14 protein-coding genes and 1 pseudogene are annotated in these 20,508 nt (G+C 42.4%); 7 read left to right on the forward strand and 8 right to left on the reverse strand.

The genetic code is table 11. The features are described from left to right. Positions 1-13: 13 nt before the first annotated feature. Complete coding sequence (locus FTV25_RS04745) at positions 14-1,558, forward strand: hypothetical protein (protein ID WP_180002258.1); 1,545 nt, start codon at positions 14-16, stop codon at positions 1,556-1,558. A gap of 359 nt (positions 1,559-1,917) precedes the next feature. Here FTV25_RS04745 and FTV25_RS04750 read toward each other — a convergent pair whose 3' ends face one another. Then, entirely contained in the window at positions 1,918-3,537 is a 1,620-nt protein-coding gene (locus FTV25_RS04750; RefSeq protein ID WP_034589959.1) for an inorganic phosphate transporter, read from the reverse strand. 516 nt (positions 3,538-4,053) lie between these two features. On the opposite strand from FTV25_RS04750, the gene metH reads away from it, so the two are divergent. Further along, entirely contained in the window at positions 4,054-7,740 is a 3,687-nt protein-coding gene (gene metH / locus FTV25_RS04755) for a methionine synthase (RefSeq protein WP_180002257.1), read from the forward strand. A 65-nt stretch (positions 7,741-7,805) separates the two neighbouring features. After that, complete coding sequence (locus tag FTV25_RS04760) at positions 7,806-8,819, forward strand: hypothetical protein (protein WP_076753215.1); 1,014 nt, start codon at positions 7,806-7,808, stop codon at positions 8,817-8,819. A 47-nt stretch (positions 8,820-8,866) separates the two neighbouring features. Here the strand turns inward: FTV25_RS04760 and FTV25_RS04765 are convergent, their stop codons facing one another. Beyond that, a complete protein-coding gene (locus FTV25_RS04765) occupies positions 8,867-9,232 on the reverse strand; it encodes an endonuclease domain-containing protein (RefSeq protein ID WP_180002256.1) in 366 nt (121 codons plus the stop codon). A 276-nt stretch (positions 9,233-9,508) separates the two neighbouring features. Between FTV25_RS04765 and dhaK the strand changes: the two genes are divergently transcribed. After that, the gene (gene dhaK, locus FTV25_RS04770) at positions 9,509-11,239 is read left to right on the forward strand and encodes a dihydroxyacetone kinase subunit DhaK (RefSeq protein WP_180002255.1); all 1,731 of its coding nucleotides are present in this window, start codon (positions 9,509-9,511) and stop codon (positions 11,237-11,239) included. A gap of 136 nt (positions 11,240-11,375) precedes the next feature. Here the strand turns inward: dhaK and FTV25_RS04775 are convergent, their stop codons facing one another. From FTV25_RS04775 to FTV25_RS04785, 3 genes are all read right to left on the reverse strand, one after another. Then, on the reverse strand, positions 11,376-12,650 hold the full coding sequence (locus FTV25_RS04775) for a glutaminase (RefSeq protein WP_180002254.1): 1,275 nt from the start codon (positions 12,648-12,650) through the stop codon (positions 11,376-11,378). 266 nt (positions 12,651-12,916) lie between these two features. Then, complete coding sequence (locus FTV25_RS04780; RefSeq protein ID WP_180002253.1) at positions 12,917-13,723, reverse strand: SDR family oxidoreductase; 807 nt, start codon at positions 13,721-13,723, stop codon at positions 12,917-12,919. Next, positions 13,723-14,418, reverse strand: a complete 696-nt coding sequence (locus FTV25_RS04785) for a hypothetical protein (RefSeq protein ID WP_180002252.1) — start codon at positions 14,416-14,418, stop codon at positions 13,723-13,725. Before FTV25_RS04785 ends, FTV25_RS04780 begins: the two co-directional genes overlap by 1 nt. A 174-nt stretch (positions 14,419-14,592) precedes the next feature. Here FTV25_RS04785 and FTV25_RS04790 point away from each other — a divergent pair, with 174 nt between their 5' ends. The 3 genes from FTV25_RS04790 (at position 14,593) to FTV25_RS04800 (ending at position 18,930) form a co-directional block, all read left to right on the forward strand. Continuing rightward, positions 14,593-17,487 (forward strand): valine--tRNA ligase, encoded by a 2,895-nt coding sequence (locus FTV25_RS04790; RefSeq protein WP_180002251.1) that lies wholly within the window; start codon positions 14,593-14,595, stop codon positions 17,485-17,487. A 64-nt stretch (positions 17,488-17,551) separates the two neighbouring features. Continuing rightward, positions 17,552-18,493 carry a GAF domain-containing protein gene (locus tag FTV25_RS04795; protein ID WP_180002250.1) on the forward strand — a complete coding sequence of 314 codons (942 nt, stop codon included), beginning with the start codon at positions 17,552-17,554 and terminating at the stop codon, positions 18,491-18,493. Then, positions 18,490-18,930: a Panacea domain-containing protein gene (locus tag FTV25_RS04800; RefSeq protein ID WP_179993366.1), complete on the forward strand. Its 441-nt coding sequence runs from the start codon at positions 18,490-18,492 to the stop codon at positions 18,928-18,930. Before FTV25_RS04795 ends, FTV25_RS04800 begins: the two co-directional genes overlap by 4 nt. A 98-nt stretch (positions 18,931-19,028) precedes the next feature. Here the strand turns inward: FTV25_RS04800 and FTV25_RS04805 are convergent, their stop codons facing one another. From FTV25_RS04805 to FTV25_RS04815, 3 genes and pseudogenes are all read right to left on the reverse strand, one after another. After that, entirely contained in the window at positions 19,029-19,409 is a 381-nt protein-coding gene (locus FTV25_RS04805) for an endonuclease domain-containing protein (protein WP_179993365.1), read from the reverse strand. A gap of 68 nt (positions 19,410-19,477) precedes the next feature. Continuing rightward, positions 19,478-20,197: pseudogene (locus FTV25_RS04810) on the reverse strand (molecular chaperone DnaJ); the annotation flags it as partial. A 7-nt stretch (positions 20,198-20,204) separates the two neighbouring features. After that, positions 20,205-20,508: transposase family protein (locus FTV25_RS04815; RefSeq protein WP_180002249.1), on the reverse strand; the 304-nt coding region annotated here is incomplete at its 5' end.

The following is a 20,508-nucleotide window of genomic DNA, read 5'->3' on the forward strand; positions in this document are numbered from 1 at the left end:
CGAGATATTTTGCATGTCCACTTCCCTAGACGGTCTCCAATTTCCCATTTCTGCTTCACAACAAAAACCAAGCACATCGAAAATCGGCCGTAATATTATTTCTGAAGCCTTAGGCGCAGTCGATCCTGTACATGCTACCGCAGCACAGCAGGAAAAGAACTGGCGTAAGCAATATTCGCTGCACTTTAAACATCTGGTTGAAGATGGATTACGCTCTGCGGGTGCAGCACTGAGTATTGCCAAGCAAGGTCTGGAAACTGCACATGCCAGCTTTGAATTTTATCGTGATGGCCAGAAGCATCTACTGAAAGATGTCATGTCTTTACCAGCGCAGAACCTGAATACTTTCCAGCTGAAAGGCCAGTCTGAAAAAGCCCCAGAATGGTATGTGCCTTATCATGGCAAAAAACTGCAAGGACAAGCATTACTGGATCAGATCCAATCATGGGAAGAGCGTGGCATTGTCGAGCCAAGTCATGCCAATGCGCTACGTGAATGTATTGCTCATCCGGAATGGTTTGACCTATCCGATCGTACCACTGTTCTATTTGGTGCCGCTTCTGAAGCAGGTCCACTAACCTGGTTGTCGAAATGGAAAGCCAATATTGTCGCGATTGACCTGCCGAATACTCGTGTCTGGGGCAAGATTTTAGATACAGTAAGTCAAGGCAACGCTACTTTATATGCACCATCAGTTGAAGCCCTTCCTGCTGATACTTCACTGGAAGTTTTAAAAGAAAAACTCGGTGCCAACCTGCTCACCCAGATTCCTGAAATTGCTCAATGGCTGATTCAGTTTGAACAGGATCTGGATCTCGCGGCGATTGCTTATCTGGACGGTGAAAAGCACGTACGTGTTTCCATGGCGATGGATGCCATTATGAAATATGTCAGTGAGCAGAAAGCCAATACCAGCCTGATGTATATGTGCACCCCGACGGATGTATATGCAGTTCCAGAAGAAGTGGTGCAGGCTTCACAAAGCAAATACCAGCAGTTATCGAAACTGGAAAGTACCTTAACCAAAGGCATTTCACTGATTTCACGCAAGCATTTTTTCCAGAAGAATGAACAGGATCTGTTTAAGGTTGGCGACAAGTCCTATGGTGTTTGCGACTGTCTGGTCGTTGAGCAAGGTCCAAACTATGCACTGGCTAAACGCATCCAGCAATGGCGTGCAACATTGGCTCGTGCTAACGGGCAGCAAGTGAGCATCAATATCGCTCCTTCAACCACAACTTATTCAGTGACCAAGAATCCGTTATTAAAAGCTGCATTTAACGGTGCCAGCCTGTTTGATGTAGAAGCATTCGCTCCTGAAACCACCAATGCGATTATGGCTGCACTGTGGATTCATGACTTACGCAACTCTGAGTCTGTTGCAAATCCTGATGTACAACTTAATCATCCACTTGAATTGATGATGTCAGGCGCGAATCATGGCGGTTTATGGCGTGTGGCTTATCTGGCACGTACTGCTCTGCCTTTTGCTGCGCTGTATGGTTTTGCAACGGATAAATTACCAAAGGGATTATTGGGTAAGAAGTTGAAGAAGTAATTCTTCTTAAATAGATAGATCTCTCTCCAGAGCAAGTTTTAAGGTAATACTCAAATATGGGTTAGTGAAAAAGTATTTTTACTTTACCCTCACCCCCTTGCGTAGCAATGTTACTCATCCCATAGGGAGAGGGATTATCATGTGATTTATCTATAACTTCCAAATGGAAATTCCCTCTCCTGAGCAAGCTTTAAAGCACTGCTTTTAAAGCGCAGCGCAAGTGAGGGTTAGGGAGGGTCATCTTTTATTTAAATCCCTCATCTCTTGCAGAAGAGGAGTACTCCTATCTTCCACAAGGAAATATAAAAATCACCCATAAAAAAACGCTGCCTAAGCAGCGTTTTTTACATCGAATCTTCTTAGAAAACTTTCAGAAGAATCCAGTACAAACCACCTGATAAACAGATCGTTGCTGGCAGTGTAAATACCCAGGCAGACAGAATTGATTTGACCATTTTAAAGTTTAGGCCCGACTTGTTCGCCACCATGGTACCTGCAACTGCAGAGTTCAGGACATGAGTGGTAGATACTGGCATACCAAAGCCATCAGCAGCAGCAATCGTAGACATGGCTACCAGTTCGGCAGACATCCCCTGACCATAAGTCATGTGCTCTTTACCGATCCGCTCACCGACAGTTACGACAATTCGTTTCCAACCCACCATGGTACCTAAACCCAATGCCAAGGCTGTTGCCACTTTCACCCAGGTCGGAATGTATTGCAGGAATGAATCCAAGTTGTCTCGATACTCATCAACGGTTTTTTCCTGAGCCTCGCTCATTGCCGGTAAAGCTTCTGCTTTGTCCAGACGTTTAAATGCTGTGGTGCTCAGGTACATGTCGTTACGGAATTCTGAAACTTGTGTTTCTGGGACATCTTTAATATTGCTGTAGCTACCGACTTTATCACCCAAATGATCTGTCAGGCTTGCCAGTGCAGGAACAACCTCAGCATTCAATTCTTTGGTTTGAATGTAGGTCGTGATGATGGCACGTGCTTTTTCGTCCGGAATATCTTCATGCTGCGGATAAATCGCATCAGCCGTTTGCGCAGACAACTGACCAAAAGACTGGATATGTGCTGCATCCAGATTTTTGTTTAATGAATATGCCAAAGGTACACAACCGATCAGGATCAGCATGATCAGACCCATACCTTTTTGACCGTCATTTGAACCATGCGCGAAGCTCACACCTGTACAGGTAAAGATCAGAATGGCACGAATCAGCGGTGGTGGTGGCTTATTGCCTTCAGGTGGCTTAAACAGTTCAAGTTGCTTTCTGAAGATCTTTTTCACCAGCAGGAATAGCACTCCAGCAAAAGCAAAACCGATCAAAGGTGAAAACAGCAATGCTTTACCAACTTTCAGCACCTGTTCCATATCCACACCAGAAGCACCACCACCTGAATTCAACAGGTAGTTCATGATACCTACCCCCAGAATCGAACCGATCAGGGTATGTGAACTGGAAGCGGGAATGCCAAGGAACCAGGTACCCAAATTCCAGAGAATCGCGGCAATCAGCATGGCAAAAACCATAGCGAAACCGGCACCTGTGCCGACATTCATAATCAGCTCGACAGGCAATAATGCAATGATCCCATATGCAACAGCACCACTGGCCACCATTACCCCAAGGAAATTACAAAAACCTGCCCACATGACCGCAACCGGTGCAGACAATGCATTGGTATAAATCACGGTCGCAACCGCATTGGCCGTGTCGTGGAAACCGTTGACGAATTCGAAGCCCAGCGCAATGAATAACGCCGTGCCTAAAAGAAGCATTGAATACAGACCGATCGGTGGGACATGAGCTAAATCTGAAGTCAATTGGAAGCCGATATAGATCAGCGTGGAGATAATTAGAGTCAGAAACACCGGCATAAAAAATTTCGGTGTGGGCACATGAACATTGGCCGGCTTATCAGAAGGCGACTGTTGTGCTGAACCTAAGGGAGTTTGATTAGAATTCATGCAAGCAGGAATAGAGGATTCAAGAATCCCCATATTGTTCAGTTAAATTGTGACAATTATATGACAAAGTGCTGTCATATAAACCAGTTTTTTAGACTTTCTCGTTGCCGTTTATCCTGTAACCACATGCTCTAAATTTTAAAAATATACAAATATAATCAATTATTTATTAAAAATAAAACGCTTGAATCGCCCAGCTTTATTCATGTTTTGCAATATATCTGATCATTCCTACCCGGCTGTCATATTTCCGAGCCTGTCATATTTGGCTAAAGATTAGCTTTGTAATATGACACTCTGATGAAAGCTGCTTACATTTTATTTTCCAGTCGTACCCTTTTATCAAAAACTTTAATTTCCAGATTTCCATCTGTTTTCAGCTTTCTATACCGGCTTGAGTTTCTTTATCAAATTTTCATATCAAGCATATCCAGCATTCTGTATAAGCGTTACAGAAAACTGCGCACTAATCTGTTAAGATTATTGCCGTTTTTGATGCTTACTGAGAAAGTTTGAATGTCCACACTTGCCACCCTAAAAGAACTTCTTGCCAAGAGAATTTTAATTATCGATGGTGCGATGGGTACCATGATCCAACGCCATAAATTGGAAGAAGCCGATTATCGTGGTGAGCGTTTTGCTGATTGGGCATACGACCTTAAAGGCAATAACGACTTACTTGTGCTGACTCAGCCACAGATTATTCAAGGCATTCACGAAGCGTATCTTGAAGCCGGTGCCGATATTATTGAAACCAATACCTTTAACGGCACCCGTGTTTCAATGTCTGACTATCACATGGAAGATCTGGTTCCTGAGATCAACCGTGAAGCGGCGCGTCTTGCCAAAGAAGCCTGTGCAAAATACTCAACGCCTGAAAAACCACGTTTTGTGGCAGGTGTGATTGGGCCGACATCACGTACTACGTCGATTTCACCAAATGTAAATGACCCTGCTTTCCGTAATATCACTTTTGACGAATTGAAAGTGAATTACATCGAATCAACCAAGGCCTTGATTGAAGGTGGTGTTGATATCATCCTGATCGAAACCGTATTCGATACTTTAAACGCCAAAGCTGCCATCTTTGCAGTGAAAGAAGTGTTTAAAGAACTGGGCACTGAATTGCCAATCATGATCTCAGGTACGATTACTGATGCGTCTGGCCGTACCTTGACTGGTCAAACTGCGGAAGCGTTCTGGAACTCAATGCGTCATGCAGAACCGATCTCGATTGGTTTCAACTGTGCACTGGGTGCAGATGCAATGCGTCCACACGTAAAAACTGTGTCTGATGTGGCGGATACTTTTGTGTCTGCGCATCCTAATGCCGGCTTGCCAAATGCCTTCGGTGGTTATGATGAAACTCCAGAAGAAACTGCAGCTTTCATTAAAGAATTTGCGGAAAGTGGCCTGATCAATATTACCGGTGGTTGTTGTGGTACGACACCTGATCACATCCGCGCGATTGCTCAAGCAGTTGAAGGCATTGCCCCACGTAAAGTACCTGAAATTGAACCTGCATGTCGTTTAAGTGGTTTAGAGCCATTTAACATTACTAAAGATTCACTATTCGTGAACGTCGGTGAACGTACCAACGTGACCGGTTCGAAAAAATTCCTGCGTCTGATTAAAGAAGAAAACTTTGCTGAAGCTTTAGATGTTGCCCGTCAGCAGGTTGAAGCAGGTGCACAGATCATCGACATCAACATGGATGAAGGCATGCTCGATTCAGAAGGTGCGATGGTGCACTTCCTGAATCTGGTGGCATCTGAACCTGATATTTCTCGTGTGCCAATCATGATTGACTCATCAAAATGGGAAATCATTGAAGCTGGTCTGAAATGCGTGCAAGGTAAAGCGGTTGTTAACTCGATTTCCCTGAAAGAAGGTTATGACGAGTTTGTAGAACGTGCCCGCCTCTGCCGTCAGTACGGTGCAGCTGTGATCGTCATGGCATTTGATGAAAATGGTCAGGCAGATACAGCTGAACGTAAAAAACAAATCTGTAAGCGTTCTTATGACGTGCTGGTGAATGAAGTTGGCTTCCCGTCTGAAGACATTATCTTTGACCCGAACGTATTCGCTGTTGCAACCGGTATCGAAGAACACAACAATTATGCTGTAGATTTCATCGAAGCCACTGGCTGGATTAAACAGAACCTGCCAAATGCGATGATTTCTGGTGGTATCTCGAACGTATCTTTCTCATTCCGTGGTAATGAGCCGGTACGTGAAGCGATCCATGCAGTATTCCTGTACTACGGTATCCAGCAAGGTCTGACTATGGGTATCGTAAATGCCGGTCAGTTGGCGATTTACGATGACATCGACAAAGACCTGAAAGATGCAGTTGAAGATGTGATCCTGAATCGTAACCAGGGTGAAAGCGGTAATGAAGCAACTGAAAAACTGCTGGAAATAGCTGAAAAATACCGTGGTCAAGGTGGTGCACAAAAAGCGGAAGAAAACCTTGAATGGCGTAATGAAAGCGTTGAAAAGCGTCTTGAATATGCACTGGTTAAAGGTATTACCACTTACATCGACCAGGATACTGAAGAAGCTCGCCTGAAAGCTGTTCGTCCACTCGACGTAATCGAAGGCCCATTAATGGCCGGTATGAACGTAGTCGGTGACCTGTTCGGTGCCGGTAAGATGTTCCTGCCACAGGTAGTGAAATCTGCACGTGTCATGAAACAGGCCGTAGCTTGGTTGAACCCGTACATCGAAGCAGAAAAAACCCAAGGCGAAGCCAAAGGTAAAATCCTGATGGCGACCGTAAAAGGCGACGTACATGACATCGGTAAGAATATCGTAGGCGTAGTACTGGGCTGTAACGGTTATGACGTGGTCGATCTTGGTGTCATGGTGCCATGTGAAAAGATTCTGCAAACTGCGATTGACGAAAAAGTTGATATCATCGGTTTATCTGGTCTGATCACACCGTCTCTAGATGAAATGGTTTTCGTTGCCAAAGAAATGCAGCGTAAAGGCTTTAATATTCCATTGATGATTGGTGGTGCGACGACTTCTAAAGCGCATACTGCTGTGAAGATTGCCCCTCAATACCAGAATGATGGCGTGTATTACACAGCTGATGCGTCTCGTGCCGTCGGTGTAGCGACTCAATTGCTTTCTGCCGAGATGAAGCCAAAACTGGCAGCAGACTATGCAGCGGATTATGAAAAAATTCGTATCCGTCTTGCCAACAAGCAGCCGAAAGCAGCGAAACTGTCTTATGCTGAATCGGTTGAAAATGGTTTTAAAATCGACTTCGATAAGAATGCACCATTTAAACCAAACTTCATCGGTTCACAAACTTTCACCAACTATCCTTTAGAAACCTTGGTGGAATACTTTGACTGGACACCGTTCTTTATTTCTTGGAGTCTTGCGGGCAAATTCCCGAAAATCCTTGAAGATGAAGTCGTGGGTGAAGCAGCACGTGACCTGTATGCACAAGCGCAAGCGATGTTGAAAGACATCATCGAAAATAAACGTTTCGATGCGCGTGCAACGTTCAGCATCTACCCTGCGAATCGTACCGGTTCAGATACGGTTGCGGTGACTGATGAAGCTGGCAATATCACACATACATTCGAGCACTTGCGTCAGCAGTCTGACAAAGTAACCGGTAAGGCTAACTACTCATTGGCTGACTTTATTGCGCCTAAAGATGTGGCTCAGGATTATCTGGGTGGCTTTACCGTTTCGATCTTCGGTGCGGAAGAATTGTCTCAGGAATATAAAGCCAAAGGTGATGACTATAATGCGATTATGGTTCAAGCCTTGGGTGACCGTTTTGCCGAAGCCTTTGCAGAGCATCTGCACCAGCGGATCCGTAAAGAGTTCTGGGGCTATCAGGCTGACGAAACTCTGGACAATGATGAATTGATCAAAGAGAAGTATGTCGGCATCCGTCCTGCGCCGGGCTACCCAGCTTGTCCTGAACATTCTGAAAAAGCGCCATTGTTTGACTGGTTAGGTACGACTGAGAAGATGGGTACTTACCTGACTTCTAGCTTTGCGATGTGGCCACCTTCATCAGTGAGTGGTTTCTATTATGCAAACCCTCAAACTGAATACTTTAACGTGGGTAAAATCTCTGGCGATCAGCTGGAAGATTATGCGAAGCGTAAAGGCTGGACACTGGATGAAGCGAAACGCTGGTTAGCGCCAAATCTGGATGATTCGATTGTTTAATTGTTGATTGATTATTCATAAAGAAACCTCTTTAATAGAGGTTTCTTTATATTAAATAATTACTTATGACAAGATTTGCAACAAACTTTTGTTTAGATGTCCCCGCCAAAGGATACTTTTTTATTTTGCCGAAGGAATTGCATTCTGCAAGTGAGGAAACATTAGGATCAGTAACTTTTAACTTAGCTAAGAAATGTCATATTTACATGATTGTTCGCCAGCCAAAATATACTTTTATCCCTGAATCTCTTGAATTCATCTCTTTTACATCAACTCCCGCTGGTAAAGTTGCTCATCTAAACTTTACAATAAGTTATAAAGTATCTGGAGTTCTAAATGAATATAATTTTGAAAATTATGGAATTTTAGTTCCAGAAGAATGTGAAAGTATTGAAATTTCACTTTACCCTCATCACAATTTATTAGCTAAAGATTCACAGAATGACTCGTTAAAATACTATCCAGCTTTACAAATTGCACACGAAAGGAATAATCATCTTGAAATTTTATATATTGGACAAGCATTTGGTAATGAGCAAGGCTCTAGAACTACATTAGATCGACTAAAAAATCATTCAACTTTGCAGAAAATACTCGCTATTACACAAGATGATTTTCCAGATGATCAAATATTAATTGGATCTTTTGAATTTGATAGGGCTAGATTTCTAAGTAGTATGGATGGAATGGATAAAACAGCTATCTTCGACGAATCAGATTCACGTAGATTCCATAAAACATTAAATATGGATATTAAACTAAGAGAAGAAATATTTTTAATTGAGGCAGCTTTAGTTAGATACTTTCAACCACAATATAATATTACGCTAAAAGATAGCTTACCAAAACCCAATTCAAAGACTATGCGTAAATGTTTCGACTATGACTTTACAGCTTTAAGTGTAAATATTTTTACTGATGAAAAACCAGCTAATTTTTACTTATATACTCAAACTGTTCCACCAAAAGATATTCATCTTGCAATTTTTGAATTAGCGAATCCGCAACTTAGAAAAACGTTTTTCTCAATTGGTACTGATATGGGAACACCCGATTATGTACAAAATGACTATCTTTAAACCAAACGCTTAATACCATTGCATCAACTCCTAATCCTCCTTTCTTTTTAAGTAAGGGGGTATTCCTCGAAATACCAACAAACCACTTCTACCACATCATCAATCCGCCCAATCACCTGCCGATTATCAAATCTCAGTACTTTTAATCCGAGTTGAGCCAAAACTTCATCTCGAATTCGATCTGCTTCCAATCCTTCATCCGTAAAGTGCTGGCTGCCATCATACTCAATAATCAAATTAGCAGCGGGACAGTAAAAATCCACGATGTAATTTAAAATTGGCTTCTGTCTATAAAACTGCAAACCTAAAATTTGCTTATTCCGAAGTCGTGACCATAATAACTTTTCAGCATCGGTCAGGTTGTTACGTAGGTCACGTGAGGCTTGTTTTAAGTTTTTATTATAGAGTCTCATTTTTGTTCTCTTTTTTTGGAATCTCCCCTAACCCTGAGCCATATATGGCGCAAGAACAAAGAGAGGGACTCCATGTAAACAAATAAATTACGTGACAGCTCCTTCCTTAGAAAAAGGGAGGTTGGGAGGGCTTTAATTTATCAAATATGCGCCCCTTTTCTAGCCCATCAATCCCAAACAATTCGTTTTTACACTTTTAAGTCTGCAAAAATCATCACTTTCATGAATAATAGACCAGTAAATTTATCTCCCAAATCAATGACTATTGGTGTTCCAATGAAGAAACTCATGAACGGTGCTGAAAACATCGTTGTTGAAATGTGCAAAGGCTTTGTCCTAGCACATCCAGAACTGGCATTTAATGAATCTTATAAAATCATTTCCCGAAAAGAAAAACACCAAAATGTCGCCCTGATCAGTGGTGGTGGTAGCGGTCATGAACCTGCTCATGCCGGCTTTGTTGGTCAAGGCATGCTGGACGCTGCTGTATGTGGTGATGTGTTCGCCTCTCCTTCACAAATTCAGGTCTATAAAGCCTTACAGCAAGTCGCGACTGACAAAGGCGTCCTGATGATCATTAAAAACTATTCTGGCGATATGATGAATTTCCAGAATGGTGCTGCCTTAGCGACTGAAGATTGCATCAAAGTTGATTACGTCAAAGTGGCAGATGATATTGCAGTAAAAGACAGCCTATATACCGTTGGCCGTCGTGGCGTTGCCGGTACAATCTTCGTGCATAAAATTGCCGGTGCTGCCGCATCAAAAGGTTATGAACTTGCACGTGTGAAAGAGCTTGCGCAAAAAGCAGCTGACAATGTAACTAGCCTTGGTTTTGCCTATACCTCTTGTACCGTTCCAGCTAAAGGCACACCAACTTTCACTTTAGCTGATGATGAAATGGAATACGGCGTCGGTATCCACGGTGAACCGGGCATCCGTCGTGAAAAGATTCTGCCTTCTAAAGAACTGGCGCAACGTATTGTCGATGACCTGTTCCTGGATCGTCCTGATCTAACTGAAGTTGCAGTATTAGTTAATGGTTTTGGCACAACGCCATTGCAAGAACTGTATGTATTCAATAATGATGTATGTGAACATCTGGCCAGCAAAGGCATCAAGATCTACCGTACCTTTGTCGGCAACTACATGACCAGTATCGATATGGCAGGTGCATCTGTTTCCTTGTTGGCTGTGGATGATGAACTGAAAACTTATCTGGATGCAGAAGCCAATACCCCTGCATTTAAAATGGATGGTTCACCTGCACTGCCATTTGAGTTTGCTGCCAAAGACCAAACTGCTGTACGCACAGTAAATACAGATGTTGAAACACATCCTGAACATGCGGTGATTGCCAATGAACAATTCACCATTGAAAACATGCGCTATGTTGTGGATGTGATGAGTGCCTGCATTATTAAAAATGAAGTGCCATTCTGTGAACTGGATGCCCATGCCGGCGACGGTGACTTCGGTATGAGTGTGGCCAAAGGCTTTAAACAGCTGAAACGCCAATGGCATGAACTGGTTCAGGTTGAACAGATGGATGACTTCCTGTTGAACTGTTCAATGATCATTATGGAACATTGTGGCGGTGCTTCAGGTCCAATCTGGGGTTTTGCTTTCCGTGCAGCAAGTAAATCGATTAAAGGTAAAAACACATTAACTGTGGCGGATTTTGCAGAGATGCTACAAGCTGCGGTAAAAGGTATTCAAACGACTGGTGAGCGTTCATTCGGTCGTGGTGCAGTGGTCGGTGACAAAACCCTGATTGATGCTCTAGTTCCATGTGCAGATTCTTGGTCAGCGAATACTGACAAGACCTTTAAAGAAAACTTTTCTCTAGGTGCACAAGCAGCAGTTCAGGGTGCGGAATCAACTAAAGACATCGTGGCACGTATGGGCCGGGCAGGAACTGTGGGTGACCGTAGTCTGGGTTATCCGGATGCTGGTGCGCATGGTTTAGGTGTGATCTTTACCGATATTGCTGAGCATATTAAGTAATTTTTTGACTTATTCCTCACCCCATCCCTCTCCCACAGGGAGAGGGTGTCTCATTTAATTAAATAGAGGGTTAGATTTCACAGTGAAATTCCCTCTCCTTTTAGGAGATGAGCAGCACTGCTGCGCAAGGGAGAGGTTATTTATACTTTTCCAAAAACTTCTCCAACTCCTCCGTCACCACCACCCTTTTTCTACCCTTCAACTGGTCCTTATCCAGCAAACCTTCTGAATCTACGACTAGTACTTTATGTCCATCCTGTTTTAAACGATCTACACCTTCAAACAGCATTCGGGCACCGACATCATGCATCAAAGTGAGATTAGTCAAATCGAGGATAATGGTACTTTTACCTTCAGGTTCATCCTGCAAAATGCGTAGCAGCATTTCAGACTCAGTAAATTGCAGCACTCCACGCAGTTCATAAACCACGACGTTATTCTTTTTACCCACCGTATAACGGCTTTGCAGAATGGTCTGTGCTGACGGCGTACCTTCCATAAGGTGCAGCCCCATATCGTGCGACAGATTTTCAAAGATTCTGACCCCACGTACACTATTACCATGCTCATCGATTTTCGGTGAAAAGACCGCAATCCCCACTTGCCCTGGCAGTACTCCAATAATGCCACCTGCCACACCACTCTTGGCCGGAATACCGACTGTGGTCAGCCAGTCACCTGCAGCATCGTACATACCGCAGGTTAGCATCACACTGAGTAATTGCCGGACTAAAGCCCGATCCAGCAGCCGTTTTCCTGTCTTGGGATGCACACCACCATTGGCCAATATACTGGTGATCACCGCTAGGTCTTTGACTGTGACCTTAATTGCGCACTGCTTGATATAGCCATGCACGATTTCTTTAGGATCTTCATCCAGCACACCGACGGTACGTAGCATGTAGCCAATCGACATATTACGAAAAGCTGTTTTAATCTCAGAGTTATACACCTGCTCATCAAAGGACAATTCACGTCCAGCCAGTCCACTTAAAAAACGGCGTAACTGTTCAGCACGTGATACTGTTTTCTTGGCAGGAATCAGAGAATGCGTGGTAATCGCGCCAGAATTAATCATCGGGTTTTTAGGAATATTGCGTTCTTTTTCCAACGAAATCTGGTTAAACGCCTCTCCCGAAGGTTCCACACCTACTTTTTCCAGTACCTGTTTTAGCCCTAGCTCCTTGATTGCCAGCGCATAGGCAAAAGGCTTGGAAAGAGACTGCATGGTAAATTCAACGTCATCATCCCCGGCAGAATAGATGGTTCCATCTACGGTCGATAGCGCAAGTCCGAGCTTGTCAGGATTAACCGACGCGAGTTCAGGAATGTAATCTGCCAGCGCGCCTTTTTTATTATCATGGCAAGCAGAAAGCACATGATTCAAATAATCCGGTACCGGCGTTTTCATGGCAAATGCTCCCATCTCAATCTTTTATATCATTTTTATTAAAACTGAATACTGACGGCGGTTTTGCTACTTTTATGCAGTTTTATGTTGTGAAAATGGGATATGGACAAAAGGGATAGTAAAAATAGATGACTTAATTGGATAAGATAAGAAATCTTAAAAAAGAGAAATAAAAAAGATGAGCACATTATTTTCAGATTACAGGTCTATTTCTATGGAGCAATAAACCTGTAACCGATGACAACCAGCTTGATCTTGCAAGCAGATTATTTCACCTTAGTTTTGCGAATCATCTTATACAACACCTTTGGCGATAGACGTGAAACTAAAACACCCAGTTTTTCTTTAGAGCCACCCACCACGATATATTCTTCACCACGTTTCAACGCTTCTACAGTCTGACGGGCAAAATCAGCCGGCTCCAGACCGTTTTCAATTGCTTCATCCTGCTTGGCCTGAGGTGTACCTTCCCCATTTAAGGCATTAAAAGACACATTGGTTTTAATAAAGCCCGGGAAAATCACGGATACCTGAATACCCTGATCTGCCATTTCAGCGCGCAGGCTATTCGCCCACATATGAATCGCGCCTTTGGCTGCTGAATAAGACGCCCGATATTGAGTTCCAAGCAGGCCGGCCACACTGGAAATAAAAGCAATCCGGCCAGATTTCTGTTTTAAAAATGTCGGTAAAACTGTTTTGGTGAAAAACACCTGAGAGAAATAATCGACTTCCATAATGGCGCGTTCAGTCTGCATGGTGGTTTCCTGAATCAGGGCACGCTGACTGAGTCCGGCATTATTGATCAGCCAATCAATGCGGCCTTTCTCACTCAGCACCTGTTCATAAGCCGTGCGTACCTGACTTTCATCAGTAATATCAGCCACCACTGAAATATGCTGATCAGGATTCACCAGTCCTGCACGGACTTTTTCCAGTTCTTCCAAACGTCGTGCAGTCAATACTATCTGTGCACCTTGGGCAGCACATTCTTCAGCCAGTGCCTTACCAATTCCTGAAGATGCTCCGGTAATCCAGACTACTTTTCCCTGTAAATTTTCTAGTTTTGCCATTAAATCCTGTCACCCTCTTTATATGAATGTGTTCCTGGCGGCATTTCATCTTCCAGAAATGCCAGCAACTGCTCAAAATAATAACTCATAGTATCCGCATCATAGAGGCTACCGAGTTTATCAAAACGTTTATAACCCAGTTGTGTGGTCAGGTGAATCACACCATTCAATGTTTTATCCACCACCACATTAAATTTCAGCATCTTTTTTGGTTCACGCACCAGATGCGTCACACCCTGATCCACCACCTGAATAAAAGCTTTCAATGCCGGTGAGACATACTGGTTATTGCCACTTTTCATCTGCTCCACGCAGCCCAGCAGTTCCGTGATCAGCATGCGTTCTACCGGATAGCGAACAAAGTATCCATCTTCATTTTCATGGGTCATCTTGTACAGATAGTTCACCATAGGAATCAGCCGATCATTACCAAAGAAAGAAACCGACCATGGCATATATTTGCGAGTCGTTTCTAAAATCTGTTGAATGACTTTTTCGGATTCCTGATCTGGGGAGCTAGAGAGCTGCACCACACGACCAAAAATCTGGTCAATAATTTCACAGGCAATATCGGCCAGATTTTCACCGAGCAGTTTGGCCAGGCTTTCCTGCTCACCGGCATTAAATCGGGAATGCAGGTCTTTAAAGCGTTGATGGGTATCGGGGTGAATCTTGAGAGAAATGCTATAGCTCATCTTGTTATCCTTTTTTAATCGTCTGCGATGAGTCGCGTTTTTATCAATCTATCATACGTTGAGTTCAGGCAACTGCCAATTGGCGAAAGTTTGCTTTTGGTTAAGCTGCCGCATGGCTTGATTTTTTTGCTACAATAGATGCAATTTTTTATCCACTTTTGATCTGTTTAGACTATGACTGATTCAGCGCAAAATATTGCTACGACCTACGATCCGACCGAGATCGAGAAAAAATGGTACCAAACCTGGGAAGAGCGCGGTTACTTCAAGCCGTCTCAAAAAGGTGAATCATTCTGTATCATGATTCCGCCACCAAACGTCACTGGTAGCTTGCACATGGGTCATGGTTTTAACAATGCCATTATGGATGCCTTGACTCGTTATAACCGTATGTCAGGCAAAAATACCTTATGGCAGCCAGGTACTGACCATGCAGGGATCGCAACCCAAATGGTTGTTGAGCGTCAGTTAGGTGCTCAAGGCGTAAGCCGTCATGATCTGGGGCGTGAAAAGTTCATCGAAAAAGTCTGGGAATGGAAAGAACAGTCCGGCGGTAACATTACTCGTCAAATCCGTCGTTTGGGTTCTTCTGTAGACTGGTCACGTGAACGCTTCACCATGGATGAAGGTTTATCCAATGCCGTTAAAGAAGTGTTCGTGAAACTGCATGAAGAAGGCCTGATTTACCGCGGCAAACGTCTGGTGAACTGGGATCCTAAACTGCAAACTGCCCTGTCTGACCTTGAAGTAGAATCTGATAAAGAAGAACAAAGCTCATTGTGGCACTTCAAATATTTCTTTGAAGATAAATCGCTTCGCACTCAAGATGGCAAAGACCATATTGTCGTTGCAACCACTCGTCCAGAAACATTACTTGGTGATACTGCGGTTGCGGTCAACCCTGAAGATGAGCGATATGCACATCTTGTCGGCAAAAATATTGTATTGCCTATTACTGGCCGTACCGTTGCCATTGTTGCTGACGAATATGTTGAAAAAGAATTCGGTACAGGATGTGTAAAAATTACACCTGCACACGACTTCAATGACTATGAAGTGGGTAAACGCTGTGGTCTGGCACTGATCAACATCTTCAACAAAAATGCCGAAGTTCTGGCTGAGTTTGAATACATCGCGAAAGCGGGCGAACAGATTTCTAAAACCATCCCTGCGCCTGCAGACTACATTGGTTTAGAGCGTTTTGAAGCGCGTAAAAAACTGGTTGAGCAAGCGGAAGCTGAAGGCTGGTTAGACCAAATCCAACCTTACACACTAAAACCACCTCGCGGTGACCGCTCAGGTGTGATCGTTGAGCCATTACTGACAGACCAATGGTATGTAAAAATTGCGCCACTGGCTGAACCTGCAATTGAAGCGGTTAAAGATGGCCGTATCAAGTTCGTTCCTGAGCAGTACAGCAACATGTACATGTCATGGATGAATAACATTCAAGACTGGTGTATTTCACGTCAATTATGGTGGGGTCACCGTATTCCGGCCTGGTACGATGCTGAAGGCAATGTATTTGTCGGTCGTAACGAAGAAGAAGTTCGTGCGAAACACGGTATTGCACCTGAAGTTGAATTGAAACAGGACGAAGATGTACTGGATACCTGGTTCTCTTCTGGTTTGTGGACATTCTCAACTTTAGGCTGGACTGGCGACGAAGCGAAAGATAAAGAAAACTATTTCTTGAATACTTTCCACCCGACTGATGTGCTTGTCACTGGTTTCGACATCATTTTCTTCTGGGTTGCCCGGATGATCATGATGACCATGCACTTCATGAAAAATGAAGATGGCACACCACAAGTACCATTCAAAACTGTGTATGTACACGGTCTGGTACGTGATGGTGAAGGTCAGAAAATGTCTAAATCTAAGGGTAACGTACTTGATCCATTAGACCTGATTGATGGTGTTGATCTGGAAACCTTGGTACAAAAACGTACTTTCGGTCTGATGAACCCTAAACAGGCAGCGAAGATTGAAAAATCAACCCGTAAAGAATTCCCAGAAGGTATTCAGGCTTACGGTACGGATGCAGTTCGTTTTACCTTCTGTGCATTAGCAAACACTGGCCGTGACATTAAGTTCGACATGAAACGTGTTGAAGGTTACCGTAACTTCGCCAACAAAATCTGGAACGGTACCCGTTTCGTGATGATGAATGTTGAAGGTCAAACGGTTGGTCAAACTGCTCGTCCTGATCTTTGGGAATTGCCAGAACAATGGATCGTGAGCCGTCTGCAAAAAGCGGAACAAGCAGTTCAGCAAGCCTTCGCGACTTACCGTTTAGACTTGGCTGCACAAGCGATCTACGAGTTCATCTGGAATGAATACTGTGACTGGTATGTCGAGTTGACTAAACCAGTTCTGAATGATGAAAACGTGTCTGAAGAGCGTAAAGCCGAAGTGCGTCGTGTGTTACTGGCTGTGATGGAAGCGTCTTTACGTCTTGCTCACCCGATCATGCCGTACCTGACTGAAGAAATCTGGCAAACGCTTGCTCCTAAACTGGGGATCTCTGGCGAAACTATCATGCTGGCTCAGTACCCTGTTGCTGACGAAGCGAAGATCAACGAACAAGCTGAAGCAGATATGCAATGGCTGCAAGGTTTGATCGGTGCGGTACGTAACATCCGTGGTGAAATGGGCTTAGGTAATGCACGCCTATTACCTGTTCTTCTTCAGAACACCACTGAAGCTGAAAAAGCACAGATTACTCGTATTGAAGCATTGTTCAAAGCATTGGCGAAAGTTGAAAGTATCACCTTCCTGGCTGATGGCGAGCAACCTCCGCTCTCTTCATCTTCAGTCGTTGGTCACGTGTCTGTATTCGTTCCAATGAAGGGCTTGATTGATCCTAAAGCGGAATTGGGTCGTCTACAAAAGGACTTAGACAAGGTTCAAAAACAGCATGACCAGATTGCCAACAAACTTTCTAACGAAGGTTTCGTTGCAAAAGCACCTGCGGCTGTGGTTGAAGGTGAGAAAGTAAAACTTGCTGAGTTTGCTGATCAGTTAGCGAAGATTAAAGCGAATATGGAGCAAATTGCGGCGCTTTAATGTGTTGTTAGTTTGATCTAATTTGTAGTATAAAGGGCTGATTATTCAGCCCTTTATTATTTTTATGAATACTAAAAGCGAAAGTTGGTTAGTTAAAAAAATTAAATATTTTGAAAGTAATTACCATCATATTTACAAAAACTATGAAGCCCTATTTTTCTTTATTTTAAGTATCTTTTTTCTATCCGGTTTTACTCATCTAAAAGATAATATAATAAAATTGTGGTCATCATTATTTAATAAAGATGAAGAATTTTCTGATTTAATTCAATATATTGTTGATATTTTATCGTCAGTTTCCTTTTATGTAATTTTATTCTTTTTTATTATTTCATATTTCATTACTAAAAAAATTACCCGTCAATCACATAGTCAAGAAACAGAAATTGAGCGACTAACAATCGAATTAACACAGAGCAATAGAGCGGCATCCGAAATTAAAAATCAATTAAATGAAGCAGAGGAAGCTATTGATGAATTAAAAAATAGTAATTTAACAACCTCATTTGAAATAGGTAGTAAATTTATAGCTTATATTTTTACGAAATTTGGTCTGACTTCTAGAGAAAGAGTTAGTTTATATCTTAAAACTAATGGTCACTTTATTTTGGCTGCACGTTATTCTTTAGACTCAAGATTTGCTGAAGTTCATCGTAAAGAATTCTCGATTGAGCAAGGTGTTATAGGAGAGTGCTGGAGGCTAAACAGACGTATTCTGAAACATCTACCTAAAAATGATGCTCCTTATATAAAAGAAACTGTCAAACAAAATTTTACTGAAGCAGAAATTAAAAGTTTTACAATGAAAAGTAGAAGCTTGATTGCCATACCTATTCATAGGGATAATTTTGAGCTAATCGGTGTAATGGTTGTTGAATCTACTAAAGAGCAATGGGATTTTGATGAAGATGGTACGCTAACCGATGAATATCATACTCTATTCAGACAATTCCTTATACACTATGAAAAAACTATAAATGCATGTCAAAGGGAGGTTGTAGAATGACTAACTCTCTAACTGATTTAATCAAATACTTTTGCAGCAAATACCCTCATGCTCAAGAGTTATCTAAAGCACGTTTAACAAAAATGATCTATTTAGCTGATTGGGAAAATTATCAGGTAAATAAAGAACAAATTTCTAATATTAATTGGTATTTTGATAATTTTGGACCTTATGTAACTGATGTTATCGATGCTGCTTATACGGATCCTGAAATCAGAGTTGTATCGACAAGAACAATCTACGGAACAGATAAAACACTGATTGAATATAAAGGTGAACCTCCAAGATTAGATGAAAATACAACCTCTATCCTGGATAAAGTTATTGATGAGACTAAGCCATTATCGTGGAAAAGCTTTATTGACTACGTATACTCAACCCCTCCTATAAAGCAATCTACTAGATACAACCACTTAGATTTTGCCAATTTCAGTTAACCCTCACCCCAGACCTCTCCCATAGGGAGAGGGAGCGTCATTTGAATTAATGCTTGCATGGATTTAGTAATGAAATTCCCTCTCCTTTTAGGAGAGGGTTAGGGAGAGGTGTTTTTACTTTTAAGCCCTAAACACACTTTCCATAAATCATCTAATACATCATCAGTTTCTAACAACACTTCATTATTCCAATACCTCACAACTCTCAAACCCAAAGCCTCTAAACACTTGGTTCGTTCAGCGTCATATTCTTTTCCCTCATCCGTTCCATGTTGACTACCATTTAACTCAATCACCAAACCAATTTCATGACAGTAAAAATCCACAATATAAGGCTCAATCACATGCTGACGACGAAATTTAAGATTCATAAAACGTTTGGCACGAAGGATTTGCCACATGAGGTGCTCAGCATCGGTGGCAGTGTGGCGCATGAATTTGGCGAAAATTAAAAGTTGAGGATCAAGCTTTTTGTTCATGGTATTTTTTATTTTTTGTGAGATTAGCAGATTTTATAACCTCTCCCCAAGGAAGAGGTAGAAAAACCTTAAAGCATCCCACGCCTTAAAAACATCTCTAATCCACTTACCTTTTTGATATACATCAGGCGTTCTTTTTCGACCTTAATCTGCTGTTTTATGGCTGAAGTGTCTTCATCAATCTGCTTATACAAGTCAGCAATTTGAACCTTACCTTTTGCCTTTTTGACTGCAATTCTGGTTTTTGATGACCAGACCAATCGATTGATCAATGCATCAATCTGCTCTTGTAACTTCTGGCTCTGCACATCCAAAGCCAGTTGATACAGCTTGACTTGCTCTGCACTTAAACTCTTTTGCGAAGGATCTCGGTCTTGCTCAATCTGAAGCTGCATTTTCAGTAAAGCAAACAGATCCTGTTCTGCATAGGCCTCATTGGCACGTTGCAACAATTCAGTTTTTTTAATCTTTTTTACATCATTTGCTTCACGATCCGGATGAATCGCCGCAGCAATCTTTAAATATACAGATTTCACTGACTGCTCTGCCATCGCAGCCGCCTGTTCCTGTTTTTCCTGCTGGCGTGTTAGTTTGGCCTGCTCGCGGATTTGCTGAAAATGATCAGAGGCCCATTCTTCAAATCCCTCAGCATCAGCCGGATCTGGGACATTTTCATTCTTAAAAAACCTTTCCAGTTCATTGGTCTTTTTTTGGCTTTTTCTGAATTGAGCATGTTCAGCGCGTTGCTGATAATAGATGAAGATTTCATTGACCTTATTAGACCTCTTTCATAAATCATTTTTTGCTCAGTTCCAAGTTGTAGATTCCAGCGATTAAATTGAATCTCAAACCAAGCCTTTTACCTCTATTTCGATAACGCTCAGCAAGGATTTTGAAGGTTTTCAGGCTGCCAAATACATGCTCAATTCCAATTCTTCTTTTATTGATTTCTTGATTATAGATTTTCAATTTAGGATCCAATTTACAGTGTCTTTTGGCTTTTAATGGCAACAGGCTATTCGGATACAACACATAAATCCCCTGATAGCCTTTATCTGCAAGGATAAAAGCCCCAAAAGGAATCTGGTTTAAATTGCGT

The organism is Acinetobacter sp. YH12249 (genome assembly GCF_013417475.1).
Classification (GTDB): domain Bacteria; phylum Pseudomonadota; class Gammaproteobacteria; order Pseudomonadales; family Moraxellaceae; genus Acinetobacter.